A 1,692-nucleotide genomic window follows, 5' to 3' on the forward strand; every position below is an offset into this window, starting at 1 on the left:
ACTGCTCCCACAGGGAAGCGCTTTCGCGCTGTTGTAGAGTGGTGGTCATTGGTTTATGATTCCTATTAGGTTGTCGAGGTACGATTGATTGATGATGTCTCTATCTTAAAGACTTTGTATCGGTTTGTAAAGGGGTTTGACAAAAGTATTTCTTGTCGGAATGATAAGGTGGGCTTATGTTCGGTTAGTTGGTCGAAGCGATCGATTTGCCGACAATAAACTCATGAAGCACCTTTTCCTTTGAGCGAGAGAATGCGATCTGGCGTAGCGAGCGCTTTGCGTTCGCTCTACTTGGTGTTGTTTTTGGCCCGTTCGATCTTGCCTGCGATCGCATCCAACCTTGCTTTGATTACGGTCATCCATTGGTTAAACTCGGCCGACTGCCGGTCGATAGCTTCCTTCCGTTCCCTTATCTCTTCGGTTGTTTTTTCGTGGGCTTCTAACCGGGTATTTAATTCTTCAATCATCATTGCCTCAAGTATCTATCGATTCTTTGCGGCAGGGAACTTGATATATAAATCAATAGGAATCAACCTCTTTACGGAAATTTTACCGTTGACATCCTCACCACCGTAAAATGGACGGCGATACCGATCCCGACGATTTGGTTTTCCCTGCTGTTCACCGTCACGCAGCACCTAATACTAAATCCTGTTATGATAAAACGATTAAGTACCTAAGCAAAATTAATTACACATCCAAGCCGTCACCCGTCAGCCAAAAGCTTTTTGCTGTGACCAGTAAACAGTGAACTAAAAATTCAAATCTGATCCCTGATAGCTGTCTCGGAGTCTCGGAGTCTCGGAGTCTCGGAGTCTCGGAGTCTCGGAGTCTCGGAGTCTCGACTAGGAAATTAATTTTGCACGACTACTTATTCAGCAAACCTTATTTAATCAAGGGTGGAAACTTTATTGTCAACGTCTTGATCAAGAATGGGTATTAAGTGGGTGGGTGGAATTAAATATAACTGAACTTCCCCCATACACATATACCATAATAGCCGAAAACCCCTTATCCATCAATGGATATAGCCCTTAACATTTCTTAATGTACCCATGTAATTTGTAACATTTGTTAATGGACAAGAATTCTCTCCATTTGCTAAAATGATAGCCATGTATATAGAAAAAGTTCCTAACCGTAATTCCCCCCCCCCGCTGTTCTTCGACCAGATTCCTATCGAGAAGGAGATCAAGTCAAAAAAAGAACCCTGGCCAATCTCTCAAAATTACCCGATGATATTATCGACAATCTAAAACTGGCTCTTAAAGGGGCAACACTGTCCATGACTGAAGGCATTCCCAATCATTTTGAAGTGATTAGAAGTCTTCCTCCTGGTCATGTAATGGCTATTTTAGAGACGATTAAAAAATTAGGTTTAGATAAAATAATCAGTGAAAAATCCTCTCGAATCAGAAACTTAGTGGTGGCGATGATTGTGGCAAGAATCATCAATCCTAAATCGAAACTAGCCACAGTGAGAGGATTTAATAGCGAGACTTGCAGTCAGAGTTTAGGACAATTGTTAGACTTAGAGAAAGCCGATGAAGACGAATTAGGTGGTGATTCGGTAGTAGTGATGGCGGCTTAATCCTTTGCTTTGCTGTGCATTGTAGTCATGGATAAAATACCAAAGGGATCCCCAACGTGATTCTCCATTTTTTTAGAGAAAGATAGACTCTCTCTCACCAG

Annotated in this window: 1 protein-coding gene and 1 pseudogene; one reads left to right on the forward strand and one right to left on the reverse strand. The window is 42.0% G+C overall.

Going from position 1 to position 1,692, the window contains the following annotated elements:
• Positions 1-287: 287 nt before the first annotated feature.
• Positions 288-470, reverse strand: a complete 183-nt coding sequence (locus tag PX481_RS08135; protein WP_002764031.1) for a hypothetical protein — start codon at positions 468-470, stop codon at positions 288-290.
• Positions 471-1,115: 645 nt separating this feature from the next.
• On the opposite strand from PX481_RS08135, the pseudogene PX481_RS29630 reads away from it, so the two are divergent.
• Positions 1,116-1,558: pseudogene (locus PX481_RS29630) on the forward strand (IS1634 family transposase N-terminal domain-related protein); the annotation flags it as partial.
• Between the last annotated feature and the right edge of the window lie 134 nt (positions 1,559-1,692).

It is taken from the genome of Microcystis sp. M53603_WE2 (assembly GCF_030065435.1).